15 protein-coding genes are annotated in these 17118 nt (G+C 59.0%); 6 read left to right on the top strand and 9 right to left on the bottom strand.

Annotated elements, in window-relative coordinates; translation table 11 throughout:
- Nucleotides 1-118: 118 nt before the first annotated feature.
- A complete protein-coding gene (lysS, locus tag K7J14_RS12225; RefSeq protein ID WP_230756697.1) occupies nucleotides 119-1705 on the top strand; it encodes a lysine--tRNA ligase in 1587 nt (528 codons plus the stop codon).
- Nucleotides 1706-1822: 117 nt separating this feature from the next.
- Here the strand turns inward: lysS and K7J14_RS12220 are convergent, their stop codons facing one another.
- From K7J14_RS12220 to K7J14_RS12200, 5 genes are read right to left on the bottom strand one after another with little or no spacing between them, the layout of a single operon-like run.
- Nucleotides 1823-2764 carry a hypothetical protein gene (locus K7J14_RS12220; protein ID WP_230756694.1) on the bottom strand — a complete coding sequence of 314 codons (942 nt, stop codon included), beginning with the start codon at nucleotides 2762-2764 and terminating at the stop codon, nucleotides 1823-1825.
- 52 nt (nucleotides 2765-2816) lie between these two features.
- Nucleotides 2817-3668 (bottom strand): ABC transporter permease subunit, encoded by an 852-nt coding sequence (locus tag K7J14_RS12215; RefSeq protein ID WP_230756691.1) that lies wholly within the window; start codon nucleotides 3666-3668, stop codon nucleotides 2817-2819.
- A complete protein-coding gene (locus tag K7J14_RS12210; protein ID WP_230756688.1) occupies nucleotides 3661-4704 on the bottom strand; it encodes an ABC transporter permease subunit in 1044 nt (347 codons plus the stop codon). The genes K7J14_RS12215 and K7J14_RS12210 overlap by 8 nt, the downstream gene beginning before the upstream one ends.
- On the bottom strand, nucleotides 4701-6182 hold the full coding sequence (locus K7J14_RS12205; RefSeq protein WP_230756685.1) for an ATP-binding cassette domain-containing protein: 1482 nt from the start codon (nucleotides 6180-6182) through the stop codon (nucleotides 4701-4703). Before K7J14_RS12205 ends, K7J14_RS12210 begins: the two co-directional genes overlap by 4 nt.
- Entirely contained in the window at nucleotides 6179-7228 is a 1050-nt protein-coding gene (locus K7J14_RS12200; protein ID WP_230756682.1) for a BMP family ABC transporter substrate-binding protein, read from the bottom strand. Before K7J14_RS12200 ends, K7J14_RS12205 begins: the two co-directional genes overlap by 4 nt.
- An 87-nt stretch (nucleotides 7229-7315) precedes the next feature.
- On the opposite strand from K7J14_RS12200, the gene K7J14_RS12195 reads away from it, so the two are divergent.
- Nucleotides 7316-8101 carry a hypothetical protein gene (locus K7J14_RS12195; RefSeq protein ID WP_230756679.1) on the top strand — a complete coding sequence of 262 codons (786 nt, stop codon included), beginning with the start codon at nucleotides 7316-7318 and terminating at the stop codon, nucleotides 8099-8101.
- 88 nt (nucleotides 8102-8189) lie between these two features.
- Here K7J14_RS12195 and K7J14_RS12190 read toward each other — a convergent pair whose 3' ends face one another.
- Both K7J14_RS12190 and K7J14_RS12185 read right to left on the bottom strand, forming a co-directional pair.
- The gene (locus K7J14_RS12190) at nucleotides 8190-9080 is read right to left on the bottom strand and encodes an RluA family pseudouridine synthase (protein WP_230756676.1); all 891 of its coding nucleotides are present in this window, start codon (nucleotides 9078-9080) and stop codon (nucleotides 8190-8192) included.
- Entirely contained in the window at nucleotides 9077-10750 is a 1674-nt protein-coding gene (locus tag K7J14_RS12185; RefSeq protein WP_230756673.1) for a putative manganese-dependent inorganic diphosphatase, read from the bottom strand. Before K7J14_RS12185 ends, K7J14_RS12190 begins: the two co-directional genes overlap by 4 nt.
- 74 nt (nucleotides 10751-10824) lie before the next feature.
- Here K7J14_RS12185 and pth point away from each other — a divergent pair, with 74 nt between their 5' ends.
- Genes pth through K7J14_RS12170 form a run of 3 tightly spaced genes read left to right on the top strand, consistent with a single transcriptional unit; the run spans nucleotide 10825 to nucleotide 12764 of the window.
- Nucleotides 10825-11409 carry an aminoacyl-tRNA hydrolase gene (pth, locus tag K7J14_RS12180; protein ID WP_230756670.1) on the top strand — a complete coding sequence of 195 codons (585 nt, stop codon included), beginning with the start codon at nucleotides 10825-10827 and terminating at the stop codon, nucleotides 11407-11409.
- Nucleotides 11410-11443: 34 nt separating this feature from the next.
- On the top strand, nucleotides 11444-12271 hold the full coding sequence (gene mazG / locus K7J14_RS12175; RefSeq protein ID WP_230756667.1) for a nucleoside triphosphate pyrophosphohydrolase: 828 nt from the start codon (nucleotides 11444-11446) through the stop codon (nucleotides 12269-12271).
- Nucleotides 12272-12287: 16 nt separating this feature from the next.
- Nucleotides 12288-12764, top strand: coding sequence for a hypothetical protein (locus K7J14_RS12170; RefSeq protein WP_230756665.1), 477 nt, complete (start codon nucleotides 12288-12290; stop codon nucleotides 12762-12764).
- Nucleotides 12765-12803: 39 nt separating this feature from the next.
- On the opposite strand, the gene K7J14_RS12165 is transcribed toward K7J14_RS12170, so the two are convergent.
- On the bottom strand, nucleotides 12804-14087 hold the full coding sequence (locus K7J14_RS12165; protein ID WP_230756663.1) for an OmpA family protein: 1284 nt from the start codon (nucleotides 14085-14087) through the stop codon (nucleotides 12804-12806).
- Nucleotides 14084-15175, bottom strand: a complete 1092-nt coding sequence (locus K7J14_RS12160) for a hypothetical protein (RefSeq protein ID WP_230756660.1) — start codon at nucleotides 15173-15175, stop codon at nucleotides 14084-14086. Before K7J14_RS12160 ends, K7J14_RS12165 begins: the two co-directional genes overlap by 4 nt.
- Before the next feature lie 100 nt (nucleotides 15176-15275).
- Here K7J14_RS12160 and K7J14_RS12155 point away from each other — a divergent pair, with 100 nt between their 5' ends.
- Nucleotides 15276-17114, top strand: coding sequence for a hypothetical protein (locus K7J14_RS12155; RefSeq protein ID WP_230756657.1), 1839 nt, complete (start codon nucleotides 15276-15278; stop codon nucleotides 17112-17114).
- Nucleotides 17115-17118: the final 4 nt, after the last annotated feature.

The raw sequence follows: 17118 nt of genomic DNA, 5'->3' as shown, positions 1-17118 counted from the left end.
AGGGTTTCGTCTTCGCATCCGCCCTTGGAAGGATAGACGCCGGCAGTGTAGCCTGAAAGGCCCCTTTTTCCAAGAGGCACTTCACCTGAGAACGATATTTCGTTATACTTGAAAGACTATGGAAAAGGCTCAACTATCGCATTGGGCGGATCAAACCGCCGACAAGATCATACGGGAGCGGGGCGATCTCGACTCTTACACCTGCGCGTCCGGAATCACTCCTTCCGGAACGGTTCATATCGGCAACTTCCGGGAGATCATCTCCGTCGACCTCGTTGTGCGGGCTCTGCGCGCGCGCGGAAAAAACGTGCGCTTCATATATTCATGGGACGATTACGACGTGTTCCGAAAAGTTCCGGTCAACATGCCGAATCAGGACGTGCTGGAAAAGCATCTGCGCTATCCGATCACCATGGTTCCCGATCCCTTCGAGCGCGACGAAAGCTACGCCCGCCATCACGAGGTGGACGTGGAGACCATCCTTCCCGCAGTCGGAATCAAGCCCGAATTCCTCTATCAGGCAAGCCGCTACCGCGCGCATCTGTACGCGGACGGCATGAAGCTCGCCATGAATTCCCGCGCGAAGATCAAGGAATGCCTCAACCACTACCGCGACGACGCCCATAAAATCCCCGAATCCGAGGAATACTGGCCGGTCGCGATGTTCTGCGAAAAATGCAACCGCGACACCACGACCATCGAAGGCTGGGACGGCGACTGGGGCCTTGAATATTCGTGCGAATGCGGCAACCGGGAGACGGTAGACCTCCGCAAGACCAAGGGCGCGAAGCTCGGCTGGCGCGTCGACTGGCCTATGCGCTGGGCGCATGAAAATACTGTATTCGAGCCCGCCGGAAAGGACCACCACTCCCACGGCGGCTCCTTCGACACGGCAAAGCTCGTTTCCGAGCAGGTATTCGGCTGGAACCCGCCGGTCACCTTCCGCTACGATTTCATCGGCATCAAGGGAACTCCGGGAAAGATGTCCTCGTCGAAGGGCAAGGTTGTCGACCTGTACGACGTGCTGCGCGTGTATCAGCCGGAGGTCGTCCGTTATCTTTTCGCGGGAACCCGGCCCAATACGGAATTCGTCATCAGCTTCGACCTCGACGTCATCAAGATTTACGAGGATTTCGACAAAACCGAACGCATTGCCTGGGGCGCGGAAAAGGCCAAGAACGACGACGTCTTCGCCAAGGAACGCCGCATTTACGAGCTTTCTCAGGTGGGCGAACTGCCGTCCTGCATTTCCTATCAGGTGCCCTTCCGCCATCTGTGCAACCTTCTGCAGACGGCGAGCGGAGACATCGAAGCGGTGATCGCGTCGCTCCCCGGCGTCGAGGAAGCCCAGATCGACCGGCTCCGCACCCGCGCCAGGTGCGCCTGGTACTGGATTACCGAGTGCTCTCCGGAGGATTTCCGCTTCGCTCTCCGCCTCGACGGCTCGAAGGCCGCCCTTGAAGGAGCCGAGCTCGAGGCAGTGCGAAAGCTTCGAGACGAGGTGGTGCCGAAGATGGACGGCGTCGACGAAAAGGCCCTGTCCGAGCTTTGCTACGCCGTAGCGACGGAATGCGGAATCGAAGCGAAAGCCCTTTTTACCGCGACCTATCAGGCTCTCATCGCAAAGGATCAGGGCCCCCGGCTTGCCTCGTTCATGAAAATAATCGGACGCGAGCGGCTGGAAAAGATTCTCGCCGGATATTGAATTAGAGTCGGCTAGCTAAAAAGGCTGTCCTGCAGACGTCTGCGCGGGCAGCCTTTTTTTTGAGCGTGGGCGGATCGCCGGCGATTTACGCGGCGCGCGGGTTTCGGGTCCTGGCGTTCAGGCGTGGACGCTTTCCCTATGCGTTCTGCTGATGGTTTCGAGATCCATCCGCTTGAGTTTCTTTCTGAAATTAACGGACGAATCCTCCATTATCGAGCCGAGATAGTCTATCTGTCGTTCGATGGATTCGATGTAGAGGTTTCTGTCGAGGCCGTAGCGGGCTTTAAAATGGGATCTCGCGAGATCCGCGGCGCCGTTGAGGGTTTCAGAAAGGCGTTTTTTCGTCATTTCATAGAAGCCGAGGGTTTTCCTCAGCATATCGAACTCGGTTTCGTAGCCGGGAAAGCCCGCCTCCGAGAATTCATAATACAGGAAGAGCAGCTTTTCCAGATAGGTTCGGTCGGCCATCTGCCCCAGAAGGTCCCCGGTGGCAAGCACTTTCGCCGCATAGAGGGTCGATTCGTCTTCGAACGGAATATCCGGGATCGGCGTCGCCAAATCGGTTGCCGCTATCATAAGGCAGATTCTGTCGCAGCGTTCTTCCGAAAGATGAAAATCTTCGCGGTGCCGCCGGGAAAACTCCATGCTTCGTTTGACGTGTGTGCGGGTGTATTTGGCTCCGGTGCCTTCCGTGTCGGAGGCCTCCTGAATATAGCCGGCGTCGTGGAGCATCGCCGCGATGCAGATATCGGCGTAGAGTTCGGGCGGGAGATCTCTTCCTTCGGCGAGCATTCCGTCGCACAGGCGTGCCGAGGCGCCGAATACATCGCAGGTATGGTTGTAATCGTGATATTCGGTGTTGCACGAACGGTATCCGGGAAAGTTTCCGTAATAGAGGTCTTTAGTCAGTTTCCAGCAGTGTTCGAGGCGGTTTTTTTCTTCCGGAGCCAGACGCGCCTCGATTATTTCGAAATCCTCGGTTATAACATCTTCTCGGTTAGCCGGATTGAAGAGTCTGGAGAGATATTCGTCTGTCGAAGAACCGGAATCGGATTTCATCGGGTTAAGTATAGCCCGCCGGGGGAAAAAAACACTGAAATATGCTTTCTTTTTACGTTGTTTGAGTTCCGAGGTCCTTTCTTTTCAGGATAAAAACCGCCAGGGCGAGGGCGTAGGGGAGTCCCAATATGAGGGTTCCGGAAACCTGCCCGGTTCCCTGAAGGATGTTCGCCGCGTATTCGGCCGCGGAGAAAAGCAGCGCCGCGAGCACGCATCCGAGCGGGTTGCGGAGTCCGAGATATACCGCGGCGAGGGCCGTCCAGCCGCGGCCAGAGCTGACGTTCGGCACCCAGGCCCCCAGCGGCAGGCTGAGAGCGGTTCCCGCCAGAGCGGCGAATACGGCCGCTATCATCCAGGAAAAGACGCGGTAGCGGTCAGGATGGAGTCCGCGGGCTTCCAGAACCCTCGGAGAGCTTCCCGAGGCTCGCAGGGCGGCGCCGGGTTTCGTGTTATGGAAGAAGAAGGCCATGAGGACGGCGGCCGCCAGCGCGGCCGGAAAGGCGAACTGCCTGAGGCCTGCGGAAAAGGCGATGTACTCCGCCTCGCCGGAGAAGGGCAGGGGGACGACTCCCCGCGTGCCGAAAACGAGCGTCGACAGGAGGGATGTTATCCCCGCGGAAAAAAGGTTCAGCGACAAACCGGTGAGGAAGGGATTGGCTCCGGTCGCCTCGGTATAGAGGGCGGCCGCTCCGACGAAGACGATCGTGCCGGCAGCCGCGGCGGCGAATCCGGCAAGAGGCGAACCGGTCGACGCGGTTACCGCGATGCAGATGAAGGCCGCAAGGTTGATCGCGCCGTCCATGAACACGGCAAGCACGCCCGCGTATTCGGTCGCGAGGGCGCCGAGGGCGGCGAAAAGAAGCGGGGCGGAAGAGGCGAGTACGGCAGAAAGAATCTCAGTCATGTGCGCGAGCCTTTTTCGGTTTGAATTCGCGGAAAAACGACGGCAGCTTCAGGGTTCGCGCCGAGACCACCAGGAAGATGAGTCCCTGGACCAGAGAGGCAGAATCGAAGCTGAACCGGGACGAAAGAAGGGCGGTTTCCGACGCGGTTTCCAGCCAGGCGTAGAGAAAGGCCGCGGCTGCTGCCGCAAGCGGATTCGCCCGCGCTATGAGGGCGACGGCGAGAGCGCTCCAGCCCATTCCGGCGGTAAGCCCCGTATGACACATGAACCAGGTTCCCGTAACCGCCGCAAAGCCGGCTGCTCCGTGGAAGGCTCCCGAAAGAGCCATTCCCGCGGCCGGGATCAGCCGGGCAGGGTATCCGAGCGAGCGGGAGAATTCGGGAGCGGTTCCGGTCAGCCTGTAGCGGAAGCCCGGAGCCGTGTTCCGCAAAAAGAAGAACAAGAGCGCGGCGAGCAGGAGAGAAAACGGAAGGAATATGTTCGCCTGAAGACCCGGGAGGAGATCTCCGACGCGCCATTGGCGGGCGATCGCTCGTGTGGCGAGAAGATTCCTCTCGGGATCGCGGAGCGGCCCCTGGATAAGGTAATCCACTACCGGCACGACCGCAGCCGAAAGAAGAAACGAAGTGAGCAGTTCGCTGGTTCCCCGGCGGGCGCGGAGGATTCCGGGGATTCCTCCCAGGAGTGCGCCGAGTCCTATCGCCGCGGCAAAGGCCGCCGCCGGCATGAGGCGAGCGAAATCAGGGTTGCCTCCCGGAGCGAGGAGGGCTGCGGTAAGCAGGGCCGGAGCGTAGATCTGCGCTTCGCCGCCGAGATTGAAGGCCCCCGCCTTGAGGGCGGCCGAGGCTCCGAGGGCGGCGAGCAGCAGGAGGGCAGTTCGGTCAAGCAGAACTCCCAGATGCCAGGGCGAGGAGAACGGGCCGGCGAAAAACGCCTGCAGGGAATCGACCGGCCGGGGCGACGAAAGGCTTAATACGACGATAATCGCGGCGATGGCAGAAAGAAAGGCGAGGATGGGGATGAGCGCTCGTTTCAAGACAGCCTCCCGTCGGAAAGGGTATATCGGGCGTCGAAGAAGCCGTTTTCATCGAAGGCTTCCGGATTGTCTGTCAAAACGATAATCGTCGTCCCTTCCCGGGCTTCTTCCGTGAGAGTCTTTTGAAGCCGGGCCGTGCTCGAGATGTCGAGTCCCCATTCGGGCCTCGAAAGAATCAGTACCTTGGGTTTTCGAGCGATTTCCCTTGCGAGAATGATCCGCTGCAGCTGGCCGCCGGACAGGCTTCCCGCCGCGCGCTTACTCCGGGCCGGGATAGATTCCGAGTCGAGGATTTTCCCGGCGAAGGAATCGATTGCATCCAGATCGATTATTCCCGCAAGCGGAAGGGCCGGCGCGGCGATATCCCTAACCGGCAGAGCAGGATGCGAGCCTCTGAAGCTTCTGTCCGAGGGAACCATTGCGACGCCCTCTTTTCTCAGCAGCCGCGCGTTCGCTTTAGCCGCCTGAATTTCCCGGCCGCCGACCCGGAATACCCCCGCCTCGGCCGTCAGCATGCCGGTGAGCGCGTCTTCGAGAACATCGAGTCCGCTTCCGGCGAGTCCTTCTATCGCGGTGATCGAGCCGGCTTTCGCGGTAAAAGCTATTTCCCGAAGCGGCTGCCGGTTCCGAGGATTCAGGGACAGTCCCTCGACGGAAAAGCCGATTCCTGTCTGTGCAGCGTCGTTTTTCGAATGTTCGTTTTTCTTCGCTTGACCTGTTCCGGGCAAGTCCTCTTCGCCGGAGAGTAAGGCCGAAATAAGCTCGACCGTCGGCTGCTCGCCGCCCTCCGGATTCGACGAATAAATGAGTTCTCCCTTTCTGAGCACCGATATCCGGTGGCTCCAGCGTACCGCTTCGCCGATGCGATGGGTGATCAATATGATGCCCATTCCCCGCTCTGCCGCGGCGCGCAATGATTCGAAGAACGCATCGCGCTCCTCGGGGCTGAAAACGCTCGAAGGTTCGTCGAGTATGAGAAAATCCGGATTCCGATATACGGCCGCGAGGAGAGCCGCTCTCAGGCGGTCAGCCTGAGTCAGCGTCCGGGCCTGCGTTTCCGGATCGAGCGAGATGTTCCAGAGCTTCTGGAGTTCTGCGTACGTGCGAAGAGCTTTCTTTTTGGAAAGGAAAAACCCAGGAACTCCGAGAAGGGTGTTTTCCAGCACAGTCAGTTCGTCTGAAAGAAGCGGCTGTTGATGCACCATCGCCACGCCTGCCGACAAGGCCTGCGAGGGCGAGGTGAAGCAGAAATCCCTGCCGCCTATGCGCACGCATCCGCTCGTCGGTTGATAGAGTCCGGAGAGAATATGCACAAGGGTCGATTTTCCCGCTCCGTTTTCGCCCAGCAGCGCGTGGATTTCCCCGGGGTGGAATACAATATCCACTCCTCCCAGGGCCTGAAACGATTCCGCCGGGAATCCGGGGCCCGCGGGCGTATGGAATGTTTTGCGTATGTTTTGTAATTCAGCCCGTTTCATTCCGAGCCGAGGACTAATTCTCCCGACTCGAGGCGGGATACGAGGGCTCTCTGCTTGTCTCGGAGTTCCGCGGGAACATGCTCCTCGTACAGGGGATCGTCCAGCACGAAGCTGATGTAGCCTTCCTTCATGCCGACGGTGGAAGCCGTCCCGAAGACGAGCTTTCCTTCAAGCCATGCGGATGTCTGCTCTTCGGCAAGCCGCTCCTGTTCCATCACCGAGCTCGAGACTACGTAGCCGGGTGCCTTCGCGTAGCCGTTGTCGTCGAACCACGCTACGTAAAAGCCGAGCTCTCGGGCAGCCGATATTACTCCCTGATTCGCGCCTCCGCTGATCGGCATTATCACGTCTACGCCGGAATCCTTCATCGCGCGGGCGAGCTCGGCTCCTCTCGCAGCGTCGTACCAGTTTCCCACGACGCGGAAATCCACATCGAAGCCGGGATCCACGGCTTTCGCTCCCTCGAGGAAGGCCGGAAGGATGATGCCGTTCATGGCCGGATATTCCTGACCGGCGATGAGGCCGATCTTTTTTTGGGGATTTGCGTACTGCATGGAAGATGAGCTCGCAAGGGCCGCCATGTAGCCGGAAAGATAGGCTTGCTCCCTCTGGTTGTATCTGACGGTCGCCATCTTAGGATTCCCCTCGTACCAGGCGTCCAGAATCAGGAAGCGCTGGTCGGGAAACTGTTCGGAAACAGGGGCTATGATTTCCGGAAGCGAGGGGTTCGAGGAAATGATGAGCGAGTATTTCTTTTCCGCTGCGAGAGAGGTGAGCCTCGTTCCCCATTCGGATTGCTTGGTGCCGGCTTCGATTATCTGGAGCGAGACCTTCCGTCCGCCCGCAGCGGCTTTCTCCACGGCTTTTTCCACGCCGGAAACGAGCATCTCGTACACCGGGCTGCCCGACACGACGCCGGGAACGAAAACGGCAATCGAAGCCTCGTCCGCATTTTTCTGTTTCGGCGCGCATGAAGAAAGAAGAGCGGCCGCGGCAAGAACGGCCGCGGCAAGAGCTATATGCGATCTATTTCCCTGGTGTGTCATGTAAATCTCCTTAGTCACGCGGAACGAATGCGCGTTCCGTATCATTCGAATATAGTAAAAAAAGGACTGTTATGCTACTCTGAATCCATGATCGGTTTTTTTATCAAGAAGGCTTTTTTTGACGGCTGGGATAATCTGTTCCAGATTTTAATCCTGAATGTGATATTTCTGTGCGTCGGCTTCGGCGGCTTTTTTCTCGCCGGGGCCGCCTCCGACATGATGCTTCTTTCCATGGGGATTTTGCTGGCAACCGCGATCGCCGAAGGCATCCTGTGGACTGCCGCCTCTAAAATGCTGGCCCGGATCGCCTCGTACCGGAGTTTCGGCTGGAAGGATTTTCTTGAAGCGATCCGTTCGACCTGGAAGCACGGAGCCCTTTTTTCCCTGCTCGCCGTCGGCATCGCGCTGCTGTTTTTCGTGACAACGCCGTACTATTTCGGCATAGGCAACATGGTCGGCTTCGCCCTCGGCATGCTGCTGTTCTGGCTCGCGATCATCGTCCTCCTGTCTCTCCAGTGGTTTCTTCCCATACGCTCGCAGCTGGACGACAACTTCGTGAAATGTCTGAAAAAATCCTTCATCGTCTTTTTCGACAACCCGGGATTTTCCCTGTTCATGTTCTTTTATTCGCTGGTTCTGCTGGGGCTTTCTCTCGTGTGCGTCATGCTCCTTCCCGGAATAACGGGAATCATGCTCGCGCAGAACGAAGCATTCCGCCTGAGGCTCTATAAATACGACTGGATGGAAAAGCACCCCGAACTGGACGCCCGTATCGCCCGCAAATCGATTCCCTGGGAGGAGTTGATAGCCGACGATGTTGAAACGGTCGGCTACCGGAGCTTCAAGAGCTTTATCTTCCCCTGGAAGGACTAAAAAAACTTGATTAAAAGGCGCGTTCCCTGCTGATCTTCATGACGGGATGTCCTGAAGGGCGTCCGTTCGGACGGCGATGAGAACGGCCTTATTTGCCGGGGATGAAGCGGCTGCCGCCCGAGCCTTTTCGGGGCCGCAGCTTTCCCTCCGCGGTCCGCTCGGCTGCCGGCCTGATTTCTTCAGTCCTTTTTGCGTCTCGTTCTTTCGGCGCTCGTGAGCTCGGCGCTCCGCCTTTCAGCTTGCGCGCGTCCGGCGCAACCTTCGCCGTTCCGGCTTTTACCGCGCCTTTCTTCGGTTCTCCGCCTGCCAGCGTTTTGAAAAAGGCCGGCTCCGGATCTTCGAACCGGAGCGTTTCGCCGGTGAACGGATGATTAAAGGCGAGCACCCGGGCGTGCAGTGCAAGCTGTTCGTCCTTCCCGCCCTCGTTCGAAGAGATTCCGTACAAAGAATCGCCGGATACCGGATGGCCGAGATGCGCCATGTGGACCCTGATCTGGTTTTTTCTTCCGGTTTCAAGTTCGCATTCCAGCAGATCCCTCTCTGCTCCGCGTTCTATCACCCGATACCTGGTCACCGCCCGCTGAGCCTTGGGGTCTCCCTTTTTATCTACATAACCCTTGTCCTGGGCGTTATACGAAATCGGTGCGTCTATCGTTCCCGAGTCGCTCAGGGGCTCGGCTCCGCGCGCGCGAACGCACACGCACCGGTAGGTCCGCTCCGTGACGATTTCCTGCCAGCTGTCCATGAAGCGTTTTTTCGCTTCTCCGGTTTTTGCGAACACCATAATGCCGGACGTCTCCCTGTCCAGCCGATGAATCACCGCGATGCGGATTTTCCCGCGGTTTTTATACCGTTCGGTGAGAATGTCCTGAGCGCTTTTTCCCCGGTATCCCGGATACCCCACAGAAAGCATTCCGGCAGGCTTCCGCGCGACCACGATCCAGTCGTCCTCGAAAAGGATTTCGATGCGTTCGCTCATCGCTCGTCCCTGAACCGTTCGGTTATTTCAGAGAGAATCGGCATGAGCTGCTTTTTGCGCGACACCACGTCCCTCAGCACGTAGACGGAATCCTCCATCTTCGGCAGCCCCATGGACTGCTCGAATCCCGAGTCCCCTGCCACGAGGAGGAGGCTCGAAAGCTCGGTGATGTCCGTTACGAGCAGGGCGCTGAACAAATGCCCTCCGCGCTGTCTTCTCGCCTCCAGATTCTCGATGAAGGCCTTCTTTCTGCCGAGTATTTCATGCGGGTCTTCCACTTCGATCTGGCTGACGGTAAAGCTGTATTCGCCTTCGGCGTATTCCTTCATATCCTGGCCGATCAAATCTTCTTCCGTACGGCCGGAGATGTTGCTCGCGGCGTTCAACAGATCCTTGCCGAGCGTTTCGATGTCCAGATTGGTGATGTTCGAGAGGTATTCTGCCGCCGAGCGGTCGATCTGCGTCGTGGTGGCGGACTGCAGGACGAGCGTGTCCGCGAGAATTCCGCACAGCAGAATGGACGCAATCTCCGGCCTGATGGGGATGCGCTGTTCCTGGTACAGCGTGGTGATGATCGTGCTCGTCGCTCCGACCGGCTTGTTGATGAAGGTGATGGGCTCCCTGCTCGGCGGATTTCCCAGCCGGTGGTGGTCGATGATTTCGAGAATCCGATAGTGCTCGACTCCCTCGATCGCCTGGCTCTGCTCGTTATGGTCGACCATTATCAGCTCGATGTTGGGGTCTCCGTAGAGGTCGCTCTCGGAGATCACCCCGATGACGGCGCCCGAGTCGTCCACTACCGGAAGGCTTTTCCCCGGAGAGTTCGCCAGAAGCGGAGCGACCTTGCGCGTCGTGTCGTTCCTGCTTACCGGCTTGACCGCCGCGTTCGACATGCAGGTGACCGGCATGGAGTAGATGATCAGGAGGGCGGTGGAAGCCGTGTCGTATGGGCTGATGAGGACGGACACGTCCCGTTCCTCCGCTCGGGAGCGGAGCTCCTTGCTGATCATGTTCCCGTTGGTGATGATCAGGGCCCTCACTCCGCTTTCTATCGCGTGCTCCTGGATGTCCTTCCGGTTCCCGGTGATGACGATGGTGTTGGCGGGAATGTGCGCTCCGAGGTGCTCCTTGAAGGTGTCGAACTCCGCGGCGGCGATTACGATCGGGCTTTTGCGCACTTCCTTCTCGTTCCTGACCACGAGGGCCTGGGTGTGCAGCACCGAGGACAAGAGGTCTATGCTCGTCTGGATGACCGTCTTCTGCTGGGGGTTGATCATCTTCAGGATTTTCTGGGCGAAGGAGCTGTAATGGAGGAGAGAATGATAGCGGCCTTCGCCGTCGACTACCGGCAGCGCGCGTATCTCGTTTTTTTCCAGAACTTCCATCGCTTCCCAGAGCGAGGTCCCCTCTCCGATGGTGCGGATGTTCGGCTTGTAGTGGTAGGCGACTTTCGGCACGAGATCGGCCAGAAACTCCGGCAGAGGGACCTTAAATCGGTTAAAGATATACTCTGTCTGGGGCGTCGGCTTTCCGGCGCGGGCAGCGTGGTAATCCGCCTGGCCTTGAGCCTGCTTGAGGGCCGCGTAGGCCGCCGCGGATACGACGGAATCGGTGTCCGGATTCCGGTGTCCGATAATGTACACTCGTCTTTGGTGCGTGTTCGGTTTCATGTTTTCCTTAACTCTCGTATGTTTCGGGAAAAGTATACACTATTTACGCTTTTTCCGGTACAATCCGGCTCATCATGATTCAACTTGTGGCTTTTTTGGGGAACCACGGAAAGCAGTACGCGGGCAACCGGCACAACGTCGCCTGGCAGTTCGCGGAGTCCCTTTCCTTCGAGTCGTCCCTGTCCTGGCAGAAGAAATTCCGCGGTAAATACGCCTCCCTCTCCGTCGAACAGAACGGCGAGCGCGTTCAGATCCACTTTTTGAAGCCGGAAACCTTCATGAACCTTTCCGGCGAGGCGATCGGGGAGGCGTGCTCCTTTTACCGGCTGAAACCCGAGCAGGTCCTGGTCGTCCACGACGAACTCGAACTTCCCCTGGGAACCGTGAGCCTCAAATGGTCCGGCGGCCTCGGGGGCCACAACGGCCTCCGCTCGACCAAAACCGTGCTCTCCACTCCGGACTTCTGGCGCCTCAGGTTCGGCATCGGCCGGCCACCGCATCCGGACGTCTCCTCGTGGGTGCTCTCGGATTTCACCGCGGACGAGCGCATCAGCCTGTCTCTCGTCTGGCCCCCCGCCGGAGACCTCCTGGAGAACGTTCTTGCGAACGGCCCGGAAGCGTATCTCAAGGAATGGGCGAAAAAGAAAATCACCGGTTGAATCCGGCGCCGTCGATACAAAAGGGAGAAACAATATGAATGCCGAATTGTGCGGTTCCTTCGAGCGTCTCTACGAAACGATCAAACGCCTGCGCGGCCCGGGCGGCTGCCCCTGGGACATCGAGCAAACCCCGCTTTCCCTCCGCGAAACCCTCATCGAGGAAGCCTACGAAACCGTGGAAGCGATCACCGACGGCGAAAGCGGCCACGTGTGCGAGGAGCTCGGCGACGTATTCCTCAACGCGGTGATGCTCGGCTATATGTACGAACAGGAAGGATCCTTCACCGTCGCAGAAGCGCTGGACGGCGTTTCCGACAAGCTCATCCGCCGCCATCCCCACGTTTTCGGCGCGACCGAAGGCTTCGCCGGCCCCGACTCCGCCGGACGCACCGATACTGCGGAGAAGGTTCTCGCCCAGTGGGATCAGATCAAGCGCGGCATCGAAGGCCGCACCGCCGACTCGGTTCTCGACGAGGTTTCCCGGGGAATGCCCGCCCTCGAGCGGTCCCACAAGCTCCAGAAAAAGGCGGCCAAGTCCGGCTTCGACTGGGCTTCCCTCGACGACATCTGGCCCAAGGTCGACGAAGAGCTCGCCGAACTGCGCCATGCCGTTTCCTCAGGACAGGCGGAAGCGATCGAAGACGAACTGGGCGACGTCCTCTTTGCCGTCGTCAATCTCGCGCGCCGCCTCAAGGTCGATCCCGGAGTCGCCCTTACCCGGACGAACGCGAAGTTCACCCGCCGCTTCAAGCATGTCGAAAAATCCATGAAGGCCGCCGGAATCCCCATGACTCAGGACAATCTGGCGACGATGGACCGCTACTGGGACGAAGCCAAAAAAATGGAAAAAAATAAATCCTAAAAAGGAAGTACGCGGCATGAAACGTGGTATCGCTTCTTTTCTTGCTGTTTTAACTGTCTCGACTCTTATTCCGCTGTCAGGGCAAACTCCGCGCCCCGCTGCGGCTGAAACGCCTGTTCCTGCGCACAGTGAACCGTCTGCCGGCCCTTCTCCGGGCGATCCGCTCCCTCAGTGGCTTCCGCCGCCGCCCGATACCGCTTCGGCGGTGCCCTCGGGCCTTTCTCCCCGCGCGAAAAAGATCGCCTCGCGGGCGGCCTTTGCCTGCACGATCGGCGGAATGGCGCTCGCGGTCTTCGGCATAAGCGAAACCTTTTCGTCCCTGACCCGGGGCCCTGACAGCGGCCGCCTCCATCGCGGCCTCTCTTTCGCCGTTTCCGGTTCGGTGCTCGCGGCGGGCTTTTCCGCCCTCCGCCTCATCCTGTCGGATATCCGGCGCGAACCCGCGAATCCGGAAGGCGTTCCGGATCAGAGCGGAGGCGCTTCTTCCGACTAAATCCGGCGCGGGTTTCCCTTCCGTCCCCGGTGTATCTCCTTACTTCGAGAGGATGAACTCGACTCTCCGGTTTTTCCATATTTCGTCGCTTTTCCCGAAGGGAACCACCGGCCGCGAGCCGCCCATGCCGACCGCCCTGATCCGGTTTTCTTCTATTCCGAGCAATATCAGCGCTTCCCGCACATTCTCCGCCCGTTTCCGCGAAAGGGGAACGAGCGTTTCCGTCTGTTCGCGGTCGCGCCGTTTCGGGTCGGCCCAGTAGACGGCGTTCGCGTGGCCTTCCACGGTGAGCGTATACTCCGGAAAGCGCGCGAACAGCAGGGCGATGCGTTCCAGGGTCGCGCGGTTTTCTTCCAGAAGCTCCCGCGATTGGCCGGCGGCGAAGTCGGTTTCGTAGGATGGAAATTTGATGGCCGGAACGCGGATCTTGTACCGGTCGCCGTCCCGAATAACCAAAATGTCGACTGTTATGAAGGCCTCGGTCCGTTCGGTTCTCCCGATCAGGTCTTCGGTTTCCAGGACGCAGCGGTAATCGAAGGCGGGTTCGGGCTCGGCTCCGTTTTTCCCCGTCCCGTTCCATTCCAAGCCGTTTTCAGGCGCAGCCGAACCCTCGGCGGTCCACAGTTCGGCATCTCCGGCGTCAAGAATAGAGGCCTTCCACCGGACCGCGTTTTTCGGCCGTTTGAGCGATACGCCGATGCGGGCCGTTTCGTCGATGCCGTCCCCGTCCGGGGAAAAACGCTCAGGCGAGATCGAAAGCGCCGGCTGCACCCGCCTGAGCGGCATGATCCACGGCGTTTCCTTTCTCAACCCGAAGGCAAGCGAAAACTGCGGCGAAGACGCCCCGCCGGAGGAAAAAAACGGCACTCTGACCGCCGGTTCGACAGAAAAATAGTCCCGTCCGCCGAGCCGCACCGAGGCTTGAAGTCCGAATTCGGCGTATTGAACGAAGGCGGCGCTAGAAGGCGAAAAAACCGCTCCGGCGCCGAGCCCCGCGCGGGGCATGACTCGAAGCAACCCGAAAAGGGGCATCCGCCAGCCGGCCGACAGGTTCGCTCCCGGCTGGGGAATCGGTTCTCCGCCGTCGGGAGTCTCCCACCGGTAATCGCCTGAAAGCGAGAATACCGTTTCCTTTCGCGGCCATCCGCCGACGGCGAAACCGGCGCGCGCTCCGAAGCCTCCGGGGAGAGCCTGGCCTTCCCATGAGGTTTCCGTGAGCAGGGTGGTTCCCGGCCATTCGCGTTCTTCAGCATGCAGAGTTACGGCAGCCATGAGCGCGGCCGCGCGCAGGAGGGGTCTCAATGTCCGTCGGATCGGTTTCAAAAGCTCACTCCCGCGAAGGCTCCCGCGCCCACCCCGTCCGCCGGCGTCCAGATTACCGGAATGCTCAGGCGGAAGGAGCCGACTTCGAAGGAAAGCGCGGATTGCAGGAAGAACGCCTGCGTGAAAAAGTCCCGCTTCGACGTCGTCCCCGTAATGACTATGCTCCCGTTTTCTTCGATCATTCCCCCGAGGGTGCCTTCTACTTCAATCGGCGCGTCCGTGTCGATCGCTACAGCGGAACTTCCGCGCGCCGCCATCCAGCCGGCTCCGGCGGAAAGTCCGAGCGCCCTGAAAAAGGTCGCCCCGGTAGAGGCGCGGAACCTGAAGGAAAAGGCTCCGGTCTCCACTCCTCCGAGGATATCGGGCTCCATCGAAAGAATCGTATCTATGCCGACCAGGGGGCCGTCGTCGTCTATGTCGATGGTGACAGTCTGGGTCATTCGTCCGGGCTGGACGAGGGCGGTGATTTTATTTTTTCCGTAATCGGCTCCGAACGAGACGTCGAGGCCGTCCCACGCTGCCATCCCCGAACGCGCGGGGAATACTCTCCAGCTCGCGCCTCCTCCGACCGTCCATGCCTCAAGCCCGTATTCGGTCGTTTCAGCCTTGATCCAGCCTCCCGAGACCCCCGCCCGCAGCCGCGGCGAAATCATGTCGAGGGGCATTTCGAAGGAAATGGTGATCGGCTGGGTGCAGGCTCCGGTCCGCTCGTCGGACTCGGTGTCCAGCTCGCCGAGGCGTTCTATCATGGCAGGAGAGAGATCTTCCGAATATACGGCAACGGTGCTTCCTACCGAGATCGTCATCTTTCCGTTGCCCGGAACCGCTCCCGGAACGAGCAAAGTTCGCGCCGCCGCGTTCACGAATCCTTCCATAAACAGGGGTTTATCAAGCGATTCCGAGGCGAGGTTCGCGAGCTCTCCGGTGAAGTCGGCACACGCCGCGTTCAGCATAGCCTGCAAACTGTCGTTTCCCTCGCCGTTGAGCGTCGGAGGCGTAATTACCACGAGGGGCTCCGCGGGTGAATAAAACGAAATGTAAAAGAGGAGGGTAAACGGTAAAAAGAACTGCCTGCAGGCTTTTTTCATGGTTTTTAGCTCTCCTCTAGGGTATACTTCTGAATGAGAAAAAAAGTCGCTTGCGGGATTAACCTTAAGTTGAAAATCTGCGCTTGTAAAGGGGTATTATATGAAGCGATTTTTCGTGTTTGCGGCGGTTATGCTGGCCGTTCTTACTTCCTGCGATTTCAGTTTCATGGACAAGGACGACGATTCAGGCGGTCCGGCGAGCACCGCCTATACAAAGGTTGAAAAAACTACCTACGCCGAGGTCGAAGTCCAGGAATCATGGTGGTATCCCTCGGATACCGCGACCGAAGGAACCCTGAAATACACCGAATACTGGTGGGTCGATTCCGCAGCCCCCGCGCCTTCGCGCCGGGTTTCCCAGATAGACCGCGTAAACGCCGCCGGTTCTTTGAGCGAAAGCCGTTCCTTCACCTATACCGAAGACGGCGACCTTGCGTCGGCAAGCTACTACGGCTACCTGGAGGGCTCTCCCGTTCTCCAGTACACGTTCTCCTACGAGTATGAAACCATCACGGTCAGCGGAAGTCCGACTCTCTTGTTAACCGCCCAGCACAAGTTCGACGCTTCGGACAATAGAACCGATTCCTGGCTTTACCAGTGGTCCGAATCCGGCGACTCCGCCGGAAAGCTCGAAGCGACTGCGTATTTTTCTGCAAATGAAACTGAATTCGACGACGCGTCCCGCTGGTACTTCCTCCCTGAATCCGACAGCTGGAATATGCGAATAACTTCGGTAAACGGCGATTCAAAGCTCGTCTCGCCCGATTCCGTCAGCGTTCCCTCTGTTTCCTGCGCCCAGGCCGTTACAGATTCGACTCCGGCCCTTCCCGCGGATTTCCGCCTCAAGTCCGATGTAACGGCTCCCGTTTCCTTAACGGTACCATCTCTTTCCATGCCCTCCTACGGAGCGATCGAAGGCATGACCGACGGCCGCGCGCTGACGTTCGCATTCTCCTATGAAGACGGCTTCGGGACGGGAACCGTCGATCTCGACTCAGACTGGTACCCCGTGTCGGTATCGCGCAGCGACAAGCGCCTTGAAGAAGCTCTCCGCGTCGAGCTCGAACGCGACGACGAGTATCGCATCACCTCGAAAAAAAGCTATTACGGAGATACGCTCGCCCTCCAGGTGGACGTGGACTGGGGCGGAACCGGCGCTCTCGCCGGCTTCCCGACCCGCGTCGAGACGAGCGGAGCGGCTCTCCTTACCCCGATGGAATACGACCTGGTGTGGAAAGCGAACAACCTTCCCGAGCGCATTGAGATCTCCCGTAATAAGATAAAGCTCTACTATTTCGCCTTCGAATACGACGCGGACATCAGCCTTCCCGAGACAGACATCGCCCGTCCCCGTTCGATCGACCCCTTTAATCTCGTAACCGACCTTTTCGGCACCCTCGAAGACTTCCTCGACAGTTCCGTCACGGTTCGCCTCTATGAAACCGGCGCCGATAACGAGGTTGATGCAGTCGACGATGCCGACCCCGACGACAGGGAAAGCCAGTATTTCGTGTTCGCTCCCGTCGACGATCCGGCCGGCCTCAGGGTGTCGGTCTATAAACCGGGCGTTGGAGACGCGGCCGATGAGCTTAACGGCTGGTATCAGATTGTCTGGGAAGACGGCCTCGCCGCCTCGATTTCGGCCTGGCGCCCCAAGAAGGACGGAGAGACTGCGGATGTGGAAGTGTGGTTCAAGGAGTTCGGCTACGGCGCGGAATTCTTCGCGGAAATCGCTTCCGAGATCAGCATTCCCGACGCCGCCGAGCTGTCCGATATGCTGTCGGACCTGCAGACCGAGCTCGGCTCCCTCTACGAGACGAAGCTTCCCGAGGAAGCCCGCGATTATATCGAAGGCCCGGCCTCGGTTGAAGCCGAAGAATATCTGGAGGCATTCGCGTCCGATTTTCAGACGGATTTCTTCTTGAGCCTGCTGTTCTAGCATT

Origin of the sequence: Teretinema zuelzerae (assembly GCF_021021555.1) — a bacterium.
In the GTDB taxonomy this organism is placed as follows: domain Bacteria; phylum Spirochaetota; class Spirochaetia; order Treponematales; family Treponemataceae; genus Teretinema; species Teretinema zuelzerae.
This window is presented reverse-complemented; position numbering and strand designations above follow the sequence as displayed.

Bases quoted from the DNA above. Each gene is read 5' to 3' on its own strand.
- K7J14_RS12160 (WP_230756660.1), bottom strand. From the start codon at position 15,175: ATGAAAAAAGCCTGCAGGCAGTTCTTTTTACCGTTTACCCTCCTCTTT.
- mazG (WP_230756667.1), top strand. From the start codon at position 11,444: ATGAATGCCGAATTGTGCGGTTCCTTCGAGCGTCTCTACGAAACGATC.
- K7J14_RS12185 (WP_230756673.1), bottom strand. From the start codon at position 10,750: ATGAAACCGAACACGCACCAAAGACGAGTGTACATTATCGGACACCGG.
- K7J14_RS12200 (WP_230756682.1), bottom strand. From the start codon at position 7,228: ATGACACACCAGGGAAATAGATCGCATATAGCTCTTGCCGCGGCCGTT.
- K7J14_RS12170 (WP_230756665.1), top strand. From the start codon at position 12,288: ATGAAACGTGGTATCGCTTCTTTTCTTGCTGTTTTAACTGTCTCGACT.
- K7J14_RS12220 (WP_230756694.1), bottom strand. From the start codon at position 2,764: ATGAAATCCGATTCCGGTTCTTCGACAGACGAATATCTCTCCAGACTC.
- K7J14_RS12205 (WP_230756685.1), bottom strand. From the start codon at position 6,182: ATGAAACGGGCTGAATTACAAAACATACGCAAAACATTCCATACGCCC.
- K7J14_RS12215 (WP_230756691.1), bottom strand. From the start codon at position 3,668: ATGACTGAGATTCTTTCTGCCGTACTCGCCTCTTCCGCCCCGCTTCTT.
- K7J14_RS12195 (WP_230756679.1), top strand. From the start codon at position 7,316: ATGATCGGTTTTTTTATCAAGAAGGCTTTTTTTGACGGCTGGGATAAT.
- K7J14_RS12155 (WP_230756657.1), top strand. From the start codon at position 15,276: ATGAAGCGATTTTTCGTGTTTGCGGCGGTTATGCTGGCCGTTCTTACT.
- pth (WP_230756670.1), top strand. From the start codon at position 10,825: ATGATTCAACTTGTGGCTTTTTTGGGGAACCACGGAAAGCAGTACGCG.
- K7J14_RS12190 (WP_230756676.1), bottom strand. From the start codon at position 9,080: ATGAGCGAACGCATCGAAATCCTTTTCGAGGACGACTGGATCGTGGTC.
- lysS (WP_230756697.1), top strand. From the start codon at position 119: ATGGAAAAGGCTCAACTATCGCATTGGGCGGATCAAACCGCCGACAAG.